Annotated in this window: 21 protein-coding genes, 1 tRNA gene, 1 pseudogene and 1 other annotated feature; of the genes and pseudogenes, 10 read left to right on the top strand and 13 right to left on the bottom strand. The window is 35.3% G+C overall.

Going from position 1 to position 20,942, the window contains the following annotated elements; genetic code table 11:
- Positions 1-38 precede the first annotated feature (38 nt).
- The 4 genes from UZ34_00110 to UZ34_00125 all read left to right on the top strand — a co-directional run bounded on the left by UZ34_00110 (position 39) and on the right by UZ34_00125 (position 5,079).
- Positions 39-938, top strand: a complete 900-nt coding sequence (locus UZ34_00110; GenBank protein ID AKO63903.1) for a hypothetical protein — start codon at positions 39-41, stop codon at positions 936-938.
- Between the two features lie 97 nt (positions 939-1,035).
- Positions 1,036-2,766, top strand: a complete 1,731-nt coding sequence (locus tag UZ34_00115; protein AKO63904.1) for a hypothetical protein — start codon at positions 1,036-1,038, stop codon at positions 2,764-2,766.
- A 469-nt stretch (positions 2,767-3,235) separates the two neighbouring features.
- Entirely contained in the window at positions 3,236-4,000 is a 765-nt protein-coding gene (locus UZ34_00120; GenBank protein ID AKO65110.1) for a hypothetical protein, read from the top strand.
- Entirely contained in the window at positions 3,997-5,079 is a 1,083-nt protein-coding gene (locus UZ34_00125; protein ID AKO63905.1) for a hypothetical protein, read from the top strand. Before UZ34_00120 ends, UZ34_00125 begins: the two co-directional genes overlap by 4 nt.
- 440 nt (positions 5,080-5,519) lie before the next feature.
- On the opposite strand, the gene UZ34_00130 is transcribed toward UZ34_00125, so the two are convergent.
- From UZ34_00130 to UZ34_00145, 4 genes are all read right to left on the bottom strand, one after another.
- On the bottom strand, positions 5,520-6,488 hold the full coding sequence (locus UZ34_00130) for a hypothetical protein (GenBank protein ID AKO63906.1): 969 nt from the start codon (positions 6,486-6,488) through the stop codon (positions 5,520-5,522).
- Positions 6,489-6,544: 56 nt separating this feature from the next.
- Positions 6,545-6,620, bottom strand: a tRNA-Phe gene (locus UZ34_00135).
- A 42-nt stretch (positions 6,621-6,662) separates the two neighbouring features.
- Positions 6,663-7,220, bottom strand: coding sequence for a hypothetical protein (locus UZ34_00140; GenBank protein AKO65111.1), 558 nt, complete (start codon positions 7,218-7,220; stop codon positions 6,663-6,665).
- Complete coding sequence (locus tag UZ34_00145; GenBank protein ID AKO63907.1) at positions 7,220-9,199, bottom strand: hypothetical protein; 1,980 nt, start codon at positions 9,197-9,199, stop codon at positions 7,220-7,222. Before UZ34_00145 ends, UZ34_00140 begins: the two co-directional genes overlap by 1 nt.
- A gap of 56 nt (positions 9,200-9,255) precedes the next feature.
- Positions 9,256-9,437: a binding site (cobalamin riboswitch), on the bottom strand.
- A 23-nt stretch (positions 9,438-9,460) separates the two neighbouring features.
- Here UZ34_00145 and UZ34_00150 point away from each other — a divergent pair.
- Positions 9,461-9,781 (top strand): hypothetical protein, encoded by a 321-nt coding sequence (locus tag UZ34_00150; protein AKO63908.1) that lies wholly within the window; start codon positions 9,461-9,463, stop codon positions 9,779-9,781.
- Positions 9,782-9,814: 33 nt separating this feature from the next.
- Positions 9,815-11,905 carry a hypothetical protein gene (locus UZ34_00155; GenBank protein ID AKO63909.1) on the top strand — a complete coding sequence of 697 codons (2,091 nt, stop codon included), beginning with the start codon at positions 9,815-9,817 and terminating at the stop codon, positions 11,903-11,905.
- Here UZ34_00155 and UZ34_00160 read toward each other — a convergent pair.
- Positions 11,902-12,270 (bottom strand): diacylglycerol kinase, encoded by a 369-nt coding sequence (locus UZ34_00160; protein AKO63910.1) that lies wholly within the window; start codon positions 12,268-12,270, stop codon positions 11,902-11,904. The two genes, UZ34_00155 and UZ34_00160, sit on opposite strands and share 4 nt — an antisense overlap.
- 54 nt (positions 12,271-12,324) lie before the next feature.
- On the opposite strand from UZ34_00160, the gene UZ34_00165 reads away from it, so the two are divergent.
- Complete coding sequence (locus UZ34_00165) at positions 12,325-12,597, top strand: iron transporter (GenBank protein AKO65112.1); 273 nt, start codon at positions 12,325-12,327, stop codon at positions 12,595-12,597.
- 12 nt (positions 12,598-12,609) lie between these two features.
- On the opposite strand, the gene UZ34_00170 is transcribed toward UZ34_00165, so the two are convergent.
- Together UZ34_00170 and UZ34_00175 are read right to left on the bottom strand one after the other, a co-directional pair.
- Complete coding sequence (locus UZ34_00170; protein ID AKO63911.1) at positions 12,610-13,311, bottom strand: transcriptional regulator PhoU; 702 nt, start codon at positions 13,309-13,311, stop codon at positions 12,610-12,612.
- 88 nt (positions 13,312-13,399) lie between these two features.
- On the bottom strand, positions 13,400-14,059 hold the full coding sequence (locus UZ34_00175) for a ribose 5-phosphate isomerase (GenBank protein ID AKO63912.1): 660 nt from the start codon (positions 14,057-14,059) through the stop codon (positions 13,400-13,402).
- Between the two features lie 103 nt (positions 14,060-14,162).
- Here UZ34_00175 and UZ34_00180 point away from each other — a divergent pair, with 103 nt between their 5' ends.
- Together UZ34_00180 and UZ34_00185 are read left to right on the top strand one after the other, a co-directional pair.
- Positions 14,163-15,686 carry a threonine dehydratase gene (locus UZ34_00180; protein AKO63913.1) on the top strand — a complete coding sequence of 508 codons (1,524 nt, stop codon included), beginning with the start codon at positions 14,163-14,165 and terminating at the stop codon, positions 15,684-15,686.
- Between the two features lie 86 nt (positions 15,687-15,772).
- Positions 15,773-16,819, top strand: coding sequence for a WD-40 repeat-containing protein (locus UZ34_00185; protein ID AKO63914.1), 1,047 nt, complete (start codon positions 15,773-15,775; stop codon positions 16,817-16,819).
- On the opposite strand, the gene UZ34_00190 is transcribed toward UZ34_00185, so the two are convergent.
- On the bottom strand, positions 16,812-17,267 hold the full coding sequence (locus UZ34_00190) for a hypothetical protein (GenBank protein ID AKO63915.1): 456 nt from the start codon (positions 17,265-17,267) through the stop codon (positions 16,812-16,814). The two genes, UZ34_00185 and UZ34_00190, sit on opposite strands and share 8 nt — an antisense overlap.
- Before the next feature lie 38 nt (positions 17,268-17,305).
- Here UZ34_00190 and UZ34_00195 point away from each other — a divergent pair, with 38 nt between their 5' ends.
- Positions 17,306-17,668 carry a hypothetical protein gene (locus UZ34_00195; protein ID AKO63916.1) on the top strand — a complete coding sequence of 121 codons (363 nt, stop codon included), beginning with the start codon at positions 17,306-17,308 and terminating at the stop codon, positions 17,666-17,668.
- Between the two features lie 301 nt (positions 17,669-17,969).
- On the opposite strand, the pseudogene UZ34_00200 reads toward UZ34_00195, so the two are convergent.
- The 5 genes and pseudogenes from UZ34_00200 to UZ34_00220 form a co-directional block, all read right to left on the bottom strand.
- Positions 17,970-18,155: pseudogene (locus tag UZ34_00200) on the bottom strand (hypothetical protein).
- Positions 18,152-18,355, bottom strand: coding sequence for a hypothetical protein (locus UZ34_00205; GenBank protein ID AKO63917.1), 204 nt, complete (start codon positions 18,353-18,355; stop codon positions 18,152-18,154). Before UZ34_00205 ends, UZ34_00200 begins: the two are co-directional and overlap by 4 nt.
- Positions 18,356-18,392: 37 nt before the next feature.
- Positions 18,393-19,274, bottom strand: coding sequence for a site-specific tyrosine recombinase XerC (gene xerC, locus UZ34_00210; GenBank protein ID AKO63918.1), 882 nt, complete (start codon positions 19,272-19,274; stop codon positions 18,393-18,395).
- Complete coding sequence (locus UZ34_00215; GenBank protein ID AKO63919.1) at positions 19,271-20,086, bottom strand: hypothetical protein; 816 nt, start codon at positions 20,084-20,086, stop codon at positions 19,271-19,273. Before UZ34_00215 ends, xerC begins: the two co-directional genes overlap by 4 nt.
- Entirely contained in the window at positions 20,083-20,907 is an 825-nt protein-coding gene (locus tag UZ34_00220) for a hypothetical protein (protein AKO63920.1), read from the bottom strand. The genes UZ34_00215 and UZ34_00220 overlap by 4 nt, the downstream gene beginning before the upstream one ends.
- Between the last annotated feature and the right edge of the window lie 35 nt (positions 20,908-20,942).

Genomic DNA, 20,942 nt, shown 5'->3' on the forward strand with positions numbered 1-20,942 from the left:
GTTATCAAGGCGCTAGAGGGGGTTAAGACTCCTTAAATATGCTAAATAATTATGCAGATCATCTGTCAAAAAAATTCAACATAAGAAAATATAAGTTGAATAGTGTTAAATCCATTAGACAGATTTATGCCCTACCAACTCGATTTGGCATCTATCTTGGATTTGCTTTAATTGGCGGGGTAGCACTATCAAGTAGATTAGAAAATAATTTTTTATTGCTCATGCTGTTGTTTCAGATGGCAGTATTCTTTTTATCAATTATTTGGTCAGCAAATAATTTAAAGGGAATAACTTTAAAGATTAAAGACGATTTCATTTTCATACCTAGTGTCCACCATCATATTCCTATAGGAATTATCAATACAGATCAAAAATTTAATATCTTAATAAATAAGCAAGAAATAAAAAAAAGGGAAATAGAATTATACGTCTACGATAATCATTTTAAAAAAAGAGGCAAAGCAGAAGTTTCAGCGATAAAAATTGAATCATTTTTCCCTTTCAGTATTGTTAGATGTTGGCTTTGGCTATGGCCTGGGAGTATATATGTAGCCCCAAGACCATACCCAATAAAAACAATAAGCGACATTGAAAAATTCTTGAAATTACATGCTAAAAAAAATAATGATGATAGTTATGACCACTATAGAAAATATTTAGATCAGGATTTACCATCAATGGTGGACTGGAAAAGATATGCCTCAAAAAAAATAAAGGTAACCAAGGCCTCAGATAATAAGAAAATAGAACAAAAAATTAAAATTGATGGAGATGGGTTAATAAGAAAACAAAAAGAGCATATGCTAAGTGTCATCTGTGGCGTCCTTCTGTTCTGTCAGTCAAAGAAAATTGATTGGCAGCTTTCTTTAAGAAAAAAAACTTTTTCGTCAGTGAAAAAAGATTTTAATGCTGCGATTAAATCACTCTCAGTTGCTTAAGAAAAATAGGTTACTCTTATTTTTTCTTCCAGTTTTATTGATTTACTCGTCAATACTACCGCTGTATGCAATTTTAAGTTTTTTTCTATGCTGGTTAATGACAAAAACATTAACTAGAAAACAAATTATTTTTAGATTATCTTACCTAATAACAGTAATCAGTAATCTATATGCTTACCAGAACATCTTTGCTGCTGAATTTTGGATCATCTTACTATTACTAATAATCCCCTTGGCAATTCGTTATGATAAAGAAAAATACAATAGCCTATCTTTATCAATTGTAAGCTTTATTACTGCCTCAATATTTATTTTTAAACCTAGTTTTTTTACAACAATCTTTATATTTATTTGGATAAATTTTTTTCTGGCAATCTACATAAATTATAAGTTTAATTATCAACTCAATATGAATGCAGTAAATTGGAGTAGGTTAATTAAATTCTTAACGTCAACCATATTCATAGTCACCATCATCTTTTTAATTATTCCCAGATTTCAGGTGACATTAATAAGTAATAAAAATCAGAAAAATGATATCGGACTGGAAGATACATTAAACCTTCAAAATGATAGTTTTATAAGTACTGAAAAAAATGAGATATATAAGATAAAAATAGATGGCTCATTAAAAAAAATACCCTACTGGAAAGTATTTGTTTTATCTAATTATGATAATTTTGAATGGAGTAAAAATCAGGAATCTTTAGAATATATTCCAAAGTCAATAAACTTTGATGAAAATTATTCATATAAAATTATTAAGAATAAAAACATTTCTCAAAAGAACCTTCCTGTTCTAGGAAACTACCCAATTAAATCAGGGGTGCACAAAAATAAAATTACAGTTGATGGTGAATTAATACTAGATAAAAAATTGATCAATCAGTATACAGAGGTAGTAATTCAATCCTCTGAGAGTATTGAGGTGGAGAGAACAATAAATTATTCTCATGAAAAAAAATCTAAACTGACTCAGTGGGCTATAGATGAATATCAAAAAATTAATGATGAAAGAGATTTTGTAGATTTTATAAATAATTACTTCAAGAAAAATTTCAAATATAAGATTAATGATTTAGGCCTTAATAAAAATAATCCCATTGATAGTTTCTTTTTTGATAAAAAGAATGGGAGCTGTACCCACTTTGCATCAACAATGGCACACATCTTGAGAGCAAATGATATTCCTGCAAATGTTGTTATAGGATACGTGGGCGGGGAGTGGAATAATTTTGGAAAGTTTATGACTGTATTTTCAGACAATGCACATGCATGGGTTGAAGCAAAAATTAATAATCAATGGGTTTATGTTGATCCAACTTCTTATGTTGATAGCACAGGTCTTAATCATGTTGAGTTTAATTTTTTTGATCAAAATCTGAATAAAAGCTTATTAGAAAATATTAGCGACTACATAAGTTTTTTAGACATTACTATTTCAAAAAAAATTATGAATTATGGATACTCGAAGAAAAATTCATCACAATTCATAGATTATATTGAGATTTTGCTTTTCATATCTGTACCAGGTTTTTTTATTCTTTTGATTATCTATATTTATAGAAATATCAAAGAATTTGAGCTTCATCCGCTTAATAGATTAGAAAAAAATTACAGGCAGATCTTGATAAAGCAGGGCCATAAAATAAATCCACAGAATAGTTTACATGTTATGGAGTTTTCCAAAAATACTTCACATGAGACCAAGCAAAAGATACGGTTAATAAATAGAAAGATACTCGAACTTAAATATGGACTTAATAAAAATTATAGTGAAATTAAAGCAGTAACTAGTTTGATTAAAAGTGAATTGCGGGATAAATAGATGGTGGCCAGAGACAGAATCGAACTGTCGACACGAGGATTTTCAGTCCACTGCTCTACCAACAAACCCCTTTATTTATAGGTCTTTCACTGTCAGTTAATCACATTTGTCCTTCAAAAAAGACAGATAAAGGACAGGATATATCATTCGTAAAAAAATTCCAATGGGTCAAAATTGATGAAAGTTTGATGAGGTGTATAATTGTATGCCCGAAATTTGAATTATTGATTTGAAAAAATTTTTACTAGTTATTTCTGTTCTTTTTTTAACTTTTAGTGCTATTGCTATTGATGAGCTTCATTTAAAAAATAATGACAATTTTTTTACAGATGATGGTTATGAATCTGACAATAGAACCGCTAATAAAAATCAATCGTCATCAAAATATTTTAATCTTGGCAAATCATTATTAGCAGGTAATACAGACTCACTTAAAAGTACCGCCATTAATGCTTTAACTGCAGAGGGTATTGGTGTATCAAAGTCATTTCTTGAGAAGTATTTCCCAACAGTTGAAATCAGTGCGAATTTTGGCGACCCATCAAAACCAACTGCAGGTATTTTAGTTGTTGCACCATTGAGTGATATTAATGATGTTAAAAATACCTTTTTTACACAATTAAGTTCTTTTTATACTGACAATAGAACAACGGTTAATATTGGATTCGGTTATCGTAGGCTGGAATTTGATAATAAATTACTTTTAGGAGCTAATGTTTTTTATGACCATGAATTTCCTTATGACCATCAACGAACTTCCGTTGGTTTAGAAGCTAGAACAACTGTAGGTGAGGTTAATTTTAATCAATATTGGGGTATATCAGGCTGGAAAGATGGCAGAAATGGTCTTGAAGAAAGAGCACTGGGGGGAACTGACATTGAGGTTGGTATTCCTTTACCTTATATGAACTGGGCTAAATTTTATGCTCGCTCGTTTGTCTGGAATGCAGTCGATGGAGTAAATGATATAAAAGGTAATGATATTTCTCTGCAGGCAAGAATGAAAGGGTTCATTATTGAGGCTGGACATAGAACATATAACACTTTATCTGATGAGGATTTTATTAGAGTTTCCTACAATTTAAATGCAGATAAATCTGATGAGGATTTTCAATGGTTTAGTGAAACAGCATATAAGTTAGCTTCAATGGAAAAACATAGGTTCGATAAAGTCAGAAGAGAGAATCTTATTGTTAAACAAAGAAGAGGGGCTTTAAGAGTCATTACCCGATGAAAAATATTGTCTTTTTCTTAATTCTATTTTTTACATCTAGTCTGTTAAATGCAGCCCCAACCTCACTGGAGCCTTTCTGTTCTTCCAGTCAGTTAGGTTGGAGTAAAGACAGTTGTATCTCACCTTGTTCAGAATTAACCGTTGATGGCTCATATGGTTCTAATTCACTTGGGGATGGTTCGGTAGGATTTTGTTATGGGCAAGCTACTGTATATAAATTTACTATTAAAAAAATCCAATTAGGAGTGTATGCAAATACAGCAGAAAAATGCACCATATATGAAGGTAACTTATTAGTTGATTCTGGAACATCATCGCCAGGCACTATTATTTCTGGAGGCTCACCTGATTTTTCAACATGTAAAGATGGCATCACCTACGATACGGTGTATATCACAACCAGCAGAATCATTGATTATGCAGCAAATACCAATTATCCAGATGGATCTGGTTCTGTTGCTAGAACGACATCGTATTGTTCAAGTGCGACTTTAAATGATTCATCACCTGGAAGCATGCCTTGGTTAGATGTGATGTCGGGAGGTAATTACAGCGATGCCTCAAAATGTCATGTGAGGGAGAGTGTTACATGGAATACTCATTATCAAAAAGCAGCCTCATCTCCAACAACCACTGATTTTTCAAGTTCTTCAAATGTGACAAAAGAATGGGACGACTGGAAAAGTATCTACTTAAATTCATTGAGTGATTTCTCAAATCCAGCTTCAGCTCAAATTGATAGTGAGGGTTACTATAGAGAATATGATTCAGATTCTAGTGGCTTTTCAAATGATCTTTCTGCATATGTTGCTGATTACCAAGCTGATACTATTGTTCAAAAATTAACAACTGATAGTGGGGTGGTTGATATTTTTGGAGGCTATCCATTTGACTCTGAATCACCTCATGAAATTGCTATAAGTATTTATGCACAAAATAGAAATGAAACTGGAAAAGAATATGGAGCCAGATTTTATTTTTTAAGAAACGGCACAACAGCTGAATTTATTGGGACTAATCCTTCCAATTCAGGCCTATATTTATCAATTATCCAACTTAACCAAAAAGCACCCTTTTAATTAGTTGTTAAATCATAAAGTTTTTCGGGATTATAAAAAGAGAAATTAAATAAATAATCGATTAAAAACTATTTAAACACTGTCAATTTGTTACTTCTCTATAGACATATAAATTGATTATTTTTAAATATAACTAGAAAATTAACCAAGCACTTTCATTTCTATTCCAATATTTTCAATATTAGATCTAGCAGCTTTGAGTCATCATACTTTGATAAAATCATTTTTCGCTCCATGCTTTGAGGCACCGCTCAAAATGATTATTTAACTGTTTTTAAAGCTGTTTATTTAATTGCTAAATAAAATTTGATTTTATCATATTTTTGCTACTAGATACAGGGATAAAAAAGTGCATAGCATTAAATTAGTAATAAAATCAATAAGTTATACTAGAATTATTTTTAGTCAGTCATCCTAAATCAGTCAAGCTAGATTGCTTTTTACCTCATCATTTTGCCTAATAAATGAGTGGTTTGGATGTGGGTATAACGCTTTAACACCTGCATACTTTGATGACCAGAAATGGTGGCGACTTCCATTGGATTGAGTCCTTTTTCAAAGAATCGTGAGACGGCTTCATGGCGTAAGGTATGGAAAGAAGCGTTAGGTATACCTGCTCGCTTACATGCCCTATAGAAGGCTACAGAGACCGCATGAGAGGTGATATTGAATAGCCTTTCTCCCTGCAGACGGGTTTGGTGTTGTAAGATTTTTGCTACCTTGTTAGTCATCGGAATATAGCGGTCATGATAGTTTTTTGTATTGCGTACAGTAATCATGCGTTTCTTAAAATCACAATCATTCACTCTTAATTTAACAATCTCACTCACTCTCATAGCTGTATCAAGTGCTATATGAATCAGTAAAGGAAGAAGTGAGGATTGACTATGCTGACAGATGCGATGAATGTCATCATCACTTAATCGTGTGTCTCTTGATTGCGGTAGTCGAGGTCGTCTAATCTTAAGCACAGGATTATTTAAGTTATCAAAACCCCATTCGGTTCTTGCAATAGTAAATAAGTGGGAAAGTATCGCCAAATATAATCGAATGGTGTTGGGGGATTTAAGTTCTTTAATCAGCTGGTCTCGAAACGAACTAATGTGTTGCGATTTAATGGTTCTCATCTTTAGAGATACGATGGGGTGAAGCAGAATTTTATTGATGCGATAGTTATCAGGTTGAGGATGTTTTTTAGTCGGTAAAATCTCTTTTTGGTAACGCTGCAATAAAGTCTTTAAAGCGATGTCTTGGTTCGCCACTTCAATGCCTAAATCAATTTCACGCTCTTGTTGTCGTGCCCAAACTTTAGCATCTTCTTTGTAGACAAAAGTTTTAGAAATGGGTGGATTATTGCGTCGTTGAATACGCACTTGCCATTTGTTGTTTCTTTTGCGATAAGTAGCCATCAAACTCTCCAAAAAAGGACAGCTGAAGGACAAAAGTAAAGGGGTGTTCAAAAGAGTGGTGGCCAGAGACAGAATCGAACTGTCGACACGAGGATTTTCAGTCCACTGCTCTACCAACTGAGCTATCTGGCCAAATTTGAACGTGAAATTATATCAAATAATGATAATGAAAGGCTAACTTCTTTGTATGAATTTTACGAAATAGTTTCTTAGATTAAGTTGATATAAAGTATAGACAATCGATCCGTATAATAGGTTGGGTATCAAATAAGCAGGGAAATAATTCCAACCATGCTGTATGGATGTGAAGAATGAAGGACTCCCAAACCTATCGGAGAACATGTAGTAAGTATTTGTTGAGATAATGAAAGCCAGGGTTGTGCTGACAAAAACTAACACAAAAAATATGTTGAATTTAATATCGTAATTTTTAATTATCTTACCAGTGAAGAACATCACAAGGTACGTTGGAATCAGACCCCAATATCCATCCGTTAAACAAAATGCTAAGCTGTTATCAAAAAAACCAGAACCAAAATCAATAACTGCAGCAAGAATAAAAAATACACAAAAAAGTAAGATAGAAGGTATCAATAGACCTAAACATAGAAAAATAATTAGACTAGCATCAGGAATTGAAAACTCAGTTAAAAAATGACTCCCTCTTGTAAAAAACATCATAAAAACCAATGAGCTCATTATTAATACGTTATTTTTGTTAAACATTTGCATTATATTTCTACTTCCATTCCAATAAACCATGTTCTTCTAAAATTATACGGATAAATTGCACCATATGTATCACTTGTTGTTGTTCTTACACCATTTTTTTGATTGAAAATATTATTTACCGATGCAAACACGCTAATCGTTGAAAACTTGTCAAATTTACCAAGATTATATTTAATAAAGGCATTTGTTGATTCATAGGAGGGAGACATCATATTTGCATTATTATCGAAGTCATCAAAAATAAAACTTCTGTCTCTCCAGACATGATTTAAAGATGCTGTTAGATTTTCATGTTGATAATTAATACCAAAGTTTATTGAATTCTTCGGAACACCGGGAAGAAGTTTTCCGCTTGGAAAAGTTGATGAATCTGTATCATTCAATATTTTTGCGATTGTGTATGCATAATTAAATTTAACATCAAAGTTTTCATTGAGCTTTCGCATTAAGAATATTTCATAGCCATATTTATTTGTTCGATCAATATTTTCATTGATAAATGTTGATGGGTTATAAACTATTTCATTATCAAGGTCCGCATAAAAGGTATTAACTTTTAACTTTTGTTTTTGATCAATGTAGTTAATACCCAATGTTATGGTTCTGCTTTGCATTGGTTTTATATTTGGGTTGAGTGTGTCGTAAGCGGCTGTACCAAAATTGTATGGGAGAAGCCTATCAATATCTTGCGACTGCATACTTTTTGAAAAATTTGTAAACAAGTTAATTTTTTTATTCAATAAGTAATTCAATCCTAGTTCAAACATGGATAGCTGCTCAGAGTTCTCAGAATTAATACTTGTGTTGTTAAATTGATTTTTAACTCTTTCTTTTCTTGCTCCATAGGTGACAGAAATTTTTTCTTTCTCATCCAATTTATGTTTAGCCTGAATGTAGATGGCTTCATTTTGCTTATTAACTTGATTTACTAATGTTTCAGAATTTTGAAATGCGTTGAGTTCTCTCTCGCTCACCGAAACACCTGAAGTGATATGCAAGCTGTTTAATGAATAATCAAACTCCAAAGCATTTACGAGTGCGCTAGTTTTTCTCAAATTAGTTGAATAATCTCTTGAGTCATATTTTTTTCGCTGTCCCTGGTGATAAATTTTGACTGAAAAATTATTCGAAAAGTGCGTCACATAATCTAATCCCCAGATATCATCGTTGTAATCGAACTCGTTATATTGTCCACCACTCATTGAAGGATCTCTATTAAACTGAAGTCTGGTCAGAGCTGCTGGGAATAGAGAATTAGATTCGGTGTTGGAGTATTTAAAATTCAGTTGAGAAAAATTATCTGGCTGATAACTCATCTTTATCGTTTGGTTACTTGACTTACTCTTGTCTTTGTTACCCCTAGAATCTTTTTGGCTGAAACCATCGTTGCTCTCATAACTTGATGACAATGAAATAGAAAAGTTATCAATCGTTTTTCCTGTGGTAAAAGAGTGATTCTTCTGACCAAAATTTCCATACGCAGATGAGATCCGTGTTTTGTCATGATTTTTGGTGTAAATATTTATTGATCCAGCATTGGAGCCATCTCCATGAACAACTGATCCGCTGCCTTTTAAAATTTCTATACGATCGATATCCTTAGTATTTATAGTCCCTAAAAAACCTGGTGCCATATCAATATTATTGATTCGATAACCATCTACATTGACAACAATATTTTGAAACCCATTTTCAAGTCCATATCCTCTCATATCAATCGATGGGGCAGCCTTGTTGCCTGAGTAAGATGATACGTTGAGTGAGGACTTATTAGATAAAAAATCAAAAAGATTATTTGTTCCAGAGTTTATTATTTCTTGGTGATCATAGACCTCAACATGATGAGCAGAGTTACTTTCTGAGGTATAAAATTTATTCGAGTAAACAATCACTTCATCCGTGTTAAGCTCCTCTGAATAAATCAGTGAGGAGTAAAGGCTGAAGCAAATAACAAAGATAAAAATTATAAAGTGGTACAAAAGCCCTCCCAGACTCAAATCATGATGATTAAGCGTCGATAGGAAGCTTAATACTCACCCGTATAAAAAAGATTGGCCGGTATCCGGACTCAAGAGACAAAATATAACGTCTTCCCAAGAAAATCTCAGTGACTCGTTGTTATATCCACACTCTTTTACCGTTGCGGGGGCAGTATTGGATTTTCACCAATTTCCCGATTATGCCTATGTTAAGGCCACCATCAAACTTGACTATATCATAGGAAAGACTACAATTTCCGTATGGTTTTAAGAAAAATTACAATTTTCGCATTAATTATCCTTGCATTTATGCAATGGACATCCGTGCAGCACGACATGGATCATATTCATGAAGCTTTTTATGTCGCTCATTGTGAAGATGAATCTAAAGAAGACAGCAAGGAATTTAATCATTGTGAAAATTGTAATATTTTTAATCAGCTTGCCTATGTGATTTCAAATGATGATCACACTTTATTTAATAAACAATTAAATTCAACATTAAATGATAGCTACAGAATATTTGCCTTTACGCATTTCTATAGCATCAATTCCGTTAGGGGCCCACCACAAATCTCTTAAATAAATTATTACAATTTTTTTAGGAGAACATAAATGCAATACAAAAATATACTTTTGAGCATGTCTGCTCTTTTGATATTCCAGACATTCGCTCATGCAGAAGAACAAATAGATTTACCAGTAACACCTGTTACAGCTAACCCTTTAGGAGTTAGCTCAGATGAATTCGTCATTCCATTCTCAGTTCTTAACGGTAGAGAATTAGATGTCCAGAGGGGAAATAACCTTGCTGAAACGCTAGAAAATACCCCGGGGGTTTCTTTTTCAAACTGGGGTCCCATGGTTGGAAGACCAATCATTCGTGGTATGGACGGTGATCGAATCCGCATCATGAGAAATGGTATTAATTCTCTTGACGTGTCATCGTTTAGTACTGATCACGCTGTCCCTATTGACCCTTTGGTGATTGAACAAATTGATGTGATTCGAGGGCCTGCAACCGTTCTATATGGTGGAGGAACGATTGGCGGTGTGATAAATGCAATAGACCATCGAATCCCAAGACAAAAAATTTCTGGCGCAACTGGTCGAGCAGTAACCCGATTTGGAGGAGCAAACAGTGAACGCAGCTCCGCAGTGGTAGGGGATATTGGTATTGGAAATTTGGTTATCCATCTGGATGCATACACCCGAAAAACAGGGAATCTTAGCTTGCCAGGTTACTCAGTATCCAGCAGATTAGATCGATCTGATTCTGAGGTAAATCGAAATTCATATGGCAGAAAAGGCCAACTAAGAAACTCAGGCTCCGACTCTGATGGAGGTGCTTTAGGAGCATCGTACTTCTTTGAAAAAGGATATGTCGGGATGTCTTACGCGAAGCATGATAGTGAAATTGGTAACCCACTCACAACCACTGGTTTTTTTGATCAGGAAACTAACCGTTGGGACCTACATTCTGAGTTCCATGACCTGGATGGTTTCTTTAACCACTTTAAGTTTAAGATGGCGCACAGTGATTATAAACACGATGAGCATCATGAGCCGGGTGAAATTGAGGCAACATTTGAAAATCGTGGCCTAGATGGGACTGTCGAGTTAGGCCATCATGCCATCGCCGGAATGAGTGGTGTGGTGGGTTTACACTTTGAAAACTCAACCTTCAAGCAACCCAATGGAGTTCTGTTACCAACTGCTAATACTGATTCACAATCTTTGTATGTGTATGAGGAGCTTCCAATCGATGAACATAAACTGACTTTGGGACTGAGAAGGGGAAATCACGATGTAAAACGAAATGCTTTTACAGGTGATGGAGGATGTAGCACAACTTACACAGACCTAGTTGATTGTGCAGGATCAGGAGGAACCGAGGACGATCAAGCATTCGGTGAAACCGAGAAAACATTTCAGACCAACAATGCGGCTCTAGGTGGTATTTATAAAATTAACCAAAACTGGTCTGTGAATTCTAATGTGGCACATTCTGAAAGAGCACCAGCATTTTTCGAGTTATTTCCTTATGGCGCCCACCATGCGACTGAGCAAGTCCACAAGGGAAATGAAAATCTTAATACTGAATTATCAAATACAATAGACTTTAAAGTTAATTGGAAAAATAATGGGCACTATTTCAGTGTTGGTCCTTACTACACGAAATTTAATCGCTTTATAGGATTATTTAATACAGGGAATGAACTCTATCACCTTCATGAGGGCGAGGATGAGGCTGAAGCAATGAGTGTATTTCAGTACCGTACGGTTGGAGCAACATTTAAAGGCTTAGAGTTTGATGGAAACTATCAAATTAATGACCAGTTTAATTTTTCCTACAAGGGCGACTATGTTCGCGCTGAACAGGACAACGGAGATGATCTACCAAGAATTTCTCCACTTCGACTGGGTGCAGGTGTCTCTTACGAAAAAAATCGATGGTATGCAAGGATGGATGTTCTAAGAGCATTTGCCCAAGATAATATTGCTGCACATGAATTAAAAACTGACGGTTACACAAATCTAACTGCTTATGCAGCATATCAATTTCCAATTGAATATAACCTTCAGTTTTTCGTGAAAGGTCATAACTTACTTGATAAAGAGATACGTGATCATGCATCCTTTATGAAGGATAAATTTTTGAGGCCAGGCCGATCATTATTATTTGGTCTGCGTGGTGATTTTTAATAAAACAGAACAATTAACCAAACCGCAGAGAGATTGACAAGGCTAAGAAAAACAGCGGCACTGCCGATATCTTTAGCCCTCTTTGCGAGTTTGTGTTTTTCTAAACTAATCCGATCTACAGTCGCCTCGATTGCAGAGTTTAATAGCTCAACAATAGGAACAAGCAAAGTAGAAAAAATCAGTAACACCAGTTCAATGGCGTTGGTTGATAAATAAATGGCAAGGGGAACTAGAATCAGAGTCATTAGCACTTCTTGTCTGAAGGCATCCTCTTTCTTGAAAGCAACTTTAAATCCAGCAAATGAGTAACCTATGGCATTGATGAGTCTTTTTATGCCTGTTTTTCCTTTAAAAGGACTTTCCATGTTATCCCTCCCTTGATAAAATTTGCACTCATTATAAATGAATGTGAGAAAAAAATGGCAAGACTTGTAAACTGCGTAAAGCTAGGCAAAGAAGCTGAAGGATTAGACTTCCCTCCATACCCGGGTGAATTAGGAAAAAAGATTTTTGAAAATGTCTCTAAAGAGGCCTGGGCTGAATGGTTAAAACATCAAACCATGCTGGTGAATGAAAACCGTCTAAGCTTGATTGATCCAGAGGCAAGAAAGTATTTAACCCAACAGACTGAAAATTATTTTTTTGGTTCTGGCGCAGACCAGGCTGAGGGTTACGTCCCACCAAAAGAGTAAAGTCTTAGTTACCTAAGACTTTAACTCTTTCCTGATTTCTTTTGGCGAGGAGTGTCTAACATCCGCACCTTTTACACAATAAACCACATGTTCAGTAATGTTTTCAGAATGATCACCAATCCTCTCAAGAGCTTTTGCAACATAAATAACTTCCAAAGCTGTTGAAATTTTTCTTGGATCTTCAAGCATAAATGTTAATTGGTGCCTCATGCATAGCTGATATTTTTCATCAACGGTTTCATCTCTTTTTATTAACGCGAGAACAGCTTCAGGATCCATCCGTGCAAATGAATCTAATGCGTCATGAAGCATCTTTGAAATAAGTTTTGAAATTGTTTTAATATCAGTTAATGATGGTTTGGCCATCCGATCATCTTCAAAAATTCTCTTTGCAGCACGAGCAATCTTTGTTGCTTCATCACCAATTCGTTCAAGATCGGTAGTTATTTTCTGAACACAAAGAACAAAACGAAGATCAGATGACACTGGAGTTCTTTTAACTAAAACCAATTCACACGATTCATCAATTTGCATTTGAAGTTGGTTCACCTCTTCATCTCTAGCTATAACCCTATCAATAGTTTTAGAGTCAGCGTCTTTTAGTGTTGATACAGCATCTTTAATTTGCTCTTCTACAATTCCACCCATCTCCATGACTTGTGCACGGAGATTTTCTAGCTCCTGATCAAATACTGAGTATGAATGAAATGCCATTGTATTTCCTTAAATTATTTAAGACAAAATAAATTTTATATTAATATGTCTTAAAAATCAAGATTATTCATCTATTGGTTAATCAAAATTATTTTTTTATTGTTTTCACACCCTCGGAAGTCGCTAACAGAAGCGTGTTTGCTGGACGTGCCGCAAATAGTCCATTAGTTACCACACCAACAATCTGGTTAATTTTTGCTTCCATTGCAATCGGATCTGAGATCACGAGGTTATGCACATCAAGAATGACATTGCCATTGTCGGTTGTAAAATCTCTGAGCACAGGATTACCGCCAAGCTTGGCTAATTCTCTGGCAACATAGCTTCTTGCCATGGGGAGTACTTCAACTGGCAGAGGAAACTTGCCGAGCACATCGACGTACTTTGATTCATCGCAGATGCAGATAAAGTCTTTGGCATTTGCTGCAACAATTTTTTCTCTTGTTAATGCACCACCACCACCTTTTAACATGTGCATGTGCTCAGTAATCTCATCCGCACCATCGACATAAATTTCCATACCATCTACACTATTTAAATCGAAAACCTGAATGCCATGGTCTTTTAATCTATTGGCTGTGGCCTCACTGCTGGCAACTGCGCCATCAATCTTATGTTTCACTTTTGCTAATTCATCAATAAAAAAATTTGCAGTTGATCCTGTGCCTACTCCAATAATTCCAGATTCAACATACTCTACTGCTGCCTTTGCCACCTGTTGCTTTAATTCATCTTGCGTGAACGCCATTCTCTTCCCTTCAATGTATCTTAAAGATTATATTAAAAATTTTGATTACAATGATACACCTCTGTAGAATGAAATTAAAATACTAAAGACATATGACAGTAGTATGAAAATAGATTTAAAACAGCTAAAAAAATCCATAGATCGCGTCGATAATTACAACGTGGTCAAAAAAACACCTCTTCAAAAGTTAGATCAACTTTCTCAACGATTTGATAATCATATTTTTGTAAAACGAGAAGACCTGCAGCTAATCCACTCGTTTAAAATTCGTGGTGCCATGAATAGATTTTCCAAGTTAACTAAAAAAAATCTCAGCAACGGAGTCATCGCTGCTTCAGCAGGAAACCATGCCCAAGGGGTAGCGTTAAGTGCAAAAAAAATAAAGTGTCGTGCCGTCATTGTCATGCCAGAAATTACACCCCTAATTAAGGTGGAGGCTGTCAAGAGTCATGGAGCTGAAGTGGTATTGCATGGTGATAATTTTGCTGCTGCCATGGCACACGCCTTCGAATTAGCAGAAGAAGAAAAATTAATATTTTTACATCCCTACGATGATCTGGATGTCATTGCCGGACAGGGCACCATTGGCAAGGAAATCCTTGATCAATTTAATAAACCGATTCATGCCATATTTTGTTGTGTTGGTGGCGGTGGTCTAGTGTCTGGTGTCGCGGCTTACATCAAATCAGCCAATCCAAAGATCAAGGTCATTGGAGTCGAAGCTAAAGGTGCTGAGGCAATGACCAAATCATTAAAAGCGAACAAAAGAGTTAACTTAAAACAAGTAGCCTTGTTTGCAGAGGGCGCTGCTGTTAAGCAAGTGGGGGAACATAACTTTGTATTATGTAAACAGCTTGTTGATGAGATGATTGTTGTAGACAACGATGCAATCTGTGCGGCAATAAAAGATATGTTTGAAGATAGTAGGACTGTTCTTGAGCCAGCTGGAGCACTAGCTTTAGCAGGGATGAAACAATACATAGAAAAAAATAAACTATCAAATGAGAATATGATTGGTATCGCGTCTGGGGCGAATATGAATTTTGATCGACTTCGTTTTGTCTCTGAGCGAGCAGAGATTGGTGAGCAGAGGGAGGCGATCATTGCAGTGACAATCCCAGAAAAACCAGGCGCGTTTAAAAGTTTTTGTGAAAAGATTGGAAAAAGAAACATTACAGAGTTTAATTATCGTTACTCCAGTAAGAAACATGCTCAAATTTTTACTGGCATCAGTATCAGCGACCCCTCTGAAGTAAAATCAATCATTAATTCTTTGGGTGCCGCTGGATTAGAAGCCATTGACTTGACTGCTAATGAAATGGCGAAATTACATTTGAGGCATTTGGTGGGTGGACGTGCACCGCAGGCAAAAAATGAATTAATTTACCGTTTTGAGTTTCCTGAACAGCCTGGCGCCTTGATGAATTTTTTAGGTCACCTGAATAAGGGCTGGAACATTAGTTTATTTCATTACCGTAATCACGGAGCGGATACAGCTAGAGTCCTAGTGGGTATCCAAGTACCTGCTAGACAAAAACAAACTTTTAAAAAGTTTTTGAGTCAATTAGGTTATCCTTATTGGGATGAAACAGAAAACCCTGGGTATAGCCTTTTCTTGGGCAATTAATATATAGGAATATATCCTATTGAAATTTTTAATAATTTCACTAAGAATAATTTAAAAAGTAGTTTTAAATAAAGTTAGGAGATTGAATGAAGTATTTAGCAGCTTTTTTATTTGTAGCCTTAGTTTCATGTGGTACACCTGAAACACCAAAGGCATATGTCACTTCTCAAAAAGGAGGCATATCCGTCATTGATATTGAATCCAAACAGGTGATTAATGATATTGATATTCAATCTTCAGGTCCTAGAGGTATAGGCATATCTCAAGATGGAAAGTATCTGATTACAGCAAATAAAGGCGATGCCAATCTAAGTATCATCGACCGAGCAAGTGGCACGCTTATTTCTCATGTTGAGGTTGGTAAAAATCCTGAATTCATTCGAGTGTTTGGGGATTTAGTATTTGTTTCTACTGAGCCAGCCTCATCCGGCAAACCACCAGCACAAAATGATCATGCAGCGAAAGATGATGACGATGATGATGACGATAAGACGCCAGCGCAGATTGCTGTGGTGGATATTAAGAGTGGAAAAAAGCTGAGAGAGATTGAGGGTGGGCCAGAGACTGAGGGAATTGAATTCAATAAGGATGGCACACAGATCATCGTCACGAATGAGGCTGATAATACGGTGACTATTCATGACCTCCAATCAGGAGAGTTACTGAAAACTGTTGATGTGAAACCATATGGCGACAGACCGAGAGGGATCAAGATGTCACCGAAAGGTAATATTTTTGTGTCAACCCTTGAGCACGGCGATAACTTTGTTGTTTTAGACCAAGAATATAATCATATGCAAACTGTGAGTACAGGCAAGAACCCTTACGGTGTAGCGTTTGACGCTACCGGCGATCGATTGTTTGTTGCTTCAAGTAAATCTAAGCTTCTCGAAGTGTTTGAAACAGAAGGATTTACGAAGCTCAAGGATATTCCTCTTGAGGGTAAAAGGTGCTGGCACTTTACGTTTACACCAAATAATGATGAACTTCTATTGGCCTGTGGTAGATCTGATGAACTCATCGTCGTTGATACGAATAGCCTTGAGGTCACCGGTTCAATTCCAGTATCTGGTATGCCATGGGGTGTCGTGACTTACCCAAAATCAATTGGAAGTCTTGACGACGTCAGATAGTATTAATTTGATTGATGTAGTTCCACTCATCTTCTGTTAAAGGAGTAATGGATAAACGGTTTCCCCTTTGCAGAATTTTCAACGTTTCTAATTGTTGATGCTGCCTCAATTCATTTAAGCTGACCAGTGGAATTTTTTTTACAAACGCAACATCCACATTGACCCACCTTGGATTATTAGGGTCTGATTTAGGGTCATGGTATTTGTGGCCTTCAATAAACTGCAATTTATCAGGATAGGCTAATTTGGATACCTTCATGATGCCAACAATGCCTGGCTCTTTACAGTTCGAGTGATAGAAAAAGGCCAGGTCTCCGATTTGCATATCATCTCGCATGAAGTTTCTTGCTTGATAATTTCTTATGCCATACCAATCTATACTGCCGTCTCGTTCAAGATCGTCAATTGAGTAATCCGAAGGTTCTGATTTCATGAGCCAATATTTCATTTATACTTATCCTAATTAATCTAATAGTAATTTTAACGATGATACAAAAGAATGTAAAAGGCACCAATCTGCAGGTATGTAGCCTAAATCCAAAAACTGGTTTTTTAAGAAATGGTATATGTGAACAGTGTGACTCTGATCAGGGAAATCATACGGTCTGCGCAGAGGTAAGTGACGAATTTTTAATCTTCTCAAAAGCTCTAGGGAATGACTTATCTACGCCGCGCCCAGAATTTCAATTCGCTGGTTTAAAGCCTGGAGACCGTTGGTGTTTATGTGCAAGCCGATGGCTTGAGGCTGCAGAAGCCGGTATGGCTCCCCCAGTAATATTAGAAGCCACAAATGAAAAATGTCTTGAATTAATTGATATTGCTGATTTGGAGTATCATAGCCTACGATAAGTTTGCTTTACTGTTGCCTAGACTAGCATCTAGAACCAAAGGTTCAGGTGGTAAAAGTCTATGATGCTTTAGGTTTGTTAACAAGAGCCCTTAAGAGGTTACCCAATTGTAACAATCTCACCACACCAGATGAACTTCAACCGATGCTAATGACTAGTTCAAAGAATATATAGCCTAAGCAACAGTAAAGCAAACTTTATTAATGATTACTTAAAGCTTGGTCCAAAATTTTATCAAAATTGTTCAATTTTTCTTGGACTAATTTTAATTGTGTTAGATTTTCTGGATTGTTTTTAGTTGATTCGTGAATGATATTTAAGGACGCCATCAGCAAAAGTCTATCAAATCCTGTCACTCCTGATTCTTTGAGTTGATCTATTTTTTGATTAAGATAGCTTGCTGACTGAACAAGCGCTTCCTCTTCACTATCGGGGCAGTTAATTTGGAAGTCACGACCTAATATATTTATCTCAACAATTTTGCTCACAATAACTCCTCGGTAGGTATTTGTCCAAGAAGATTTTCTAATTTTTGTGAGGCCTCATAAATCTTTAAATTTAAACTTTTAATGGTTTCATCTTGATTATGAATTTTATCTTTCAGAACCTTATTTTCTTCTTGTAAATCATTTAAAAGATTTACGATAGTCTTAAGCTTCTGTTCGATGATATCTAGGTCTTGTTTCATGTTTTTTACTATAAGTGATTATTGATAATCGATCAATCTATCTTTTTTTGGATCTGGGATGGGCTTGATCATAAATTTTAGATAGATGCTGAAAATCTAGATGGGTATATATTTGTGTGGTAGAAATATTCGAATGCCCTAAAAGTTCTTGAACCGCTCTTAAGTCTTGACTCGATTGTAAAACATGGCTGGCAAAACTATGACGTAAAAGGTGGGGATGAATATTCTCTGGGATATTATTTTTTTGGGCCCAAAACTTAAGCCGGTATTGAATTGCACGTGCAGTTAATTTCCTCCCTTGTTGATTAAGGAACAAAAATTCAGCATCCACAAGTTTGTTTAATTTATTCCTTTGCAGAATCCATAAATCCAATGCCTCAATAGCTTTCCTGCCTAAGGGAACAATTCTAAATTTATTTCCTTTACCTAATACCTTCAAAGTTTGTTCGTTTGTATCAATATCGCTAAGATGAATATTAACTAGCTCAGACAATCTCAAACCTGATGAGTAAAAAAATTCAAGAATCGCTCGATCTCTTGTATCAATAAAATTAGTTTGAGGAATGTTAATCAGATTAAATACTTGGTCAATGGACAGCGTTTGGGGCAGTTTCTTCTGTGATTTTGGAGCTTTTATTCCTGATGTTGGATCATATTTCATTAGTTGTGATTTATTTAAAAATAAAAAACAACTCCTCCAGGAAGATAAAATTCGAGATAAAGATTTTCCACTTAATCCAGATGCATGAAGCTTAGATAGTGATAATCGAATATCCTCAGAATTAAATTCTGTTAGTTTTTTGTCATTGATTAGTATCAGTCGATTGATATCATTATGATAATTTTTTATCGTGAGCTCACTTAATCTTTTTTCAAACTTAATATAGTTTAAAAACTGATCCAGTAATTCATTGCTCATAGATCAATTATGCCCTCAAAGACCATCGATGCATCTCCTTTTAAGAGAATATGGTTGTCAGCACAAGCTTGGGTATATATTGAGCCGCCTGGCATGTTCACTTTAACTAAAGAGTTTTCAACTTTTTTAAGATGAATTGCAGCAATGGAGGCAGCGCAAGCACCGGAGCCGCATCCAAGAGTTAAGCCTGAGCCACGTTCATACACAACTAATTTTATTTCGTTACTGTTGATAATTTCGCAGAAACCGATATTTACACTATGAGGAAAAAGAGGGGATCCTTGAACACTCTTTCCAGTTCGAACTACATCAACATCTTTGAGACTATCAACAAAAAATACGATGTGGGGGTTCCCTAAATCAATATATGTTCCTTGAATTGTTTCGGTTTTTTTGTCTGAAAATATATCAAAAAATATTGATGATTCATTTTTCATACCAATAGAAAATGTTCCCATATCAACTGAAATGAGTTCATCGTCTTTCGTTAAGGAAATCGACCCATTAAGAGTTTGAGCTGTTATTGGATTTTTTGAGGATATCTTATGATGTTGGATGTATTCATAAAAACAACGAGCCCCATTTCCACAATGCTCTACTTCTGATCCATCTGCATTAAAGATACGGTATCTAAAATCAAATGTTGGGTTATCACTTTTTTCAATTATTAATAGTTGGTCAAAACCAATACCAAAATGACGATCTGCTAACTTAGCTATTTGAGTTTGCCTGAGATTGTAGGCTTGATCGATTTGATTAATGACAATGAAATCATTTCCTATCGCCTGCATTTTAGTAAATGGTATCTTCATGACTTGGGTAGCTTATATCTTCTGTAATTCCATAAATATTGTTCAGGAGAAGTTTTTACAATTGTTTCAATATACTCATCAATTTTTTTTGCCGTGACAGAACCCTTAAATTCAAATAACTCAATTTCAAAACCTGATCCTATTTTGAGCCGTCTCCCGATTGCAAAAATTATTGGAGCATTAGTAAGTGTATGTAATTTTTGTACCAATGTCATGGTGTAAACTTTTTGATTAAAAAAAATAGACCATTCGCCATGACCCTCTGGAGGGACTTGGTCCGGAAGTATACCAACCGCTTCACCATTTTTAAGTGCTTTAAGTATCTGTTTCATGCCCCCTAATTCAATATTCACGGGAGTGACGTGATTTTTATTTCTACCTTGGTATATCAGCTGATTAATCCATTTTCTGCTGGTTGGCTTATACATCACTTTAATAGGTGAAAAAAGCCCATAGTATTGAGCTGTGATCTCAAAGGAACCAATATGTGGCGTTAAAAAAATAATACCTTTATTCTTGGATTTTAGTTTTTCAATAAGACCCCAATTTTTTGTTCTCACCACCAATCTTTTGATTCGTGTGTTAGACGCAAACCAGATGCTAAATGACTCCATTAGAGCCATACCAATATGCATTGCATTCGAGATAATTAAATTTTTTGTAGCAATTTCCCCTGAGACAATATGACTTTGGTTGATGTGCTTTACAGTCCGTTCACGAAATTTAGCATCTAATAAATACATCAGGAGACCTAGGAAGCAACCGAGGAGATGAATAGCAATCAAAGGGAGAGAGAAAAAGACTTTTAAAACAATATTCATCAATATTCAATAATAACGTTAATTCTGTTATTCTA

This window comes from Methylophilales bacterium MBRSF5, assembly GCA_001044335.1.
Lineage (GTDB): Bacteria > Pseudomonadota > Gammaproteobacteria > Burkholderiales > Methylophilaceae > BACL14.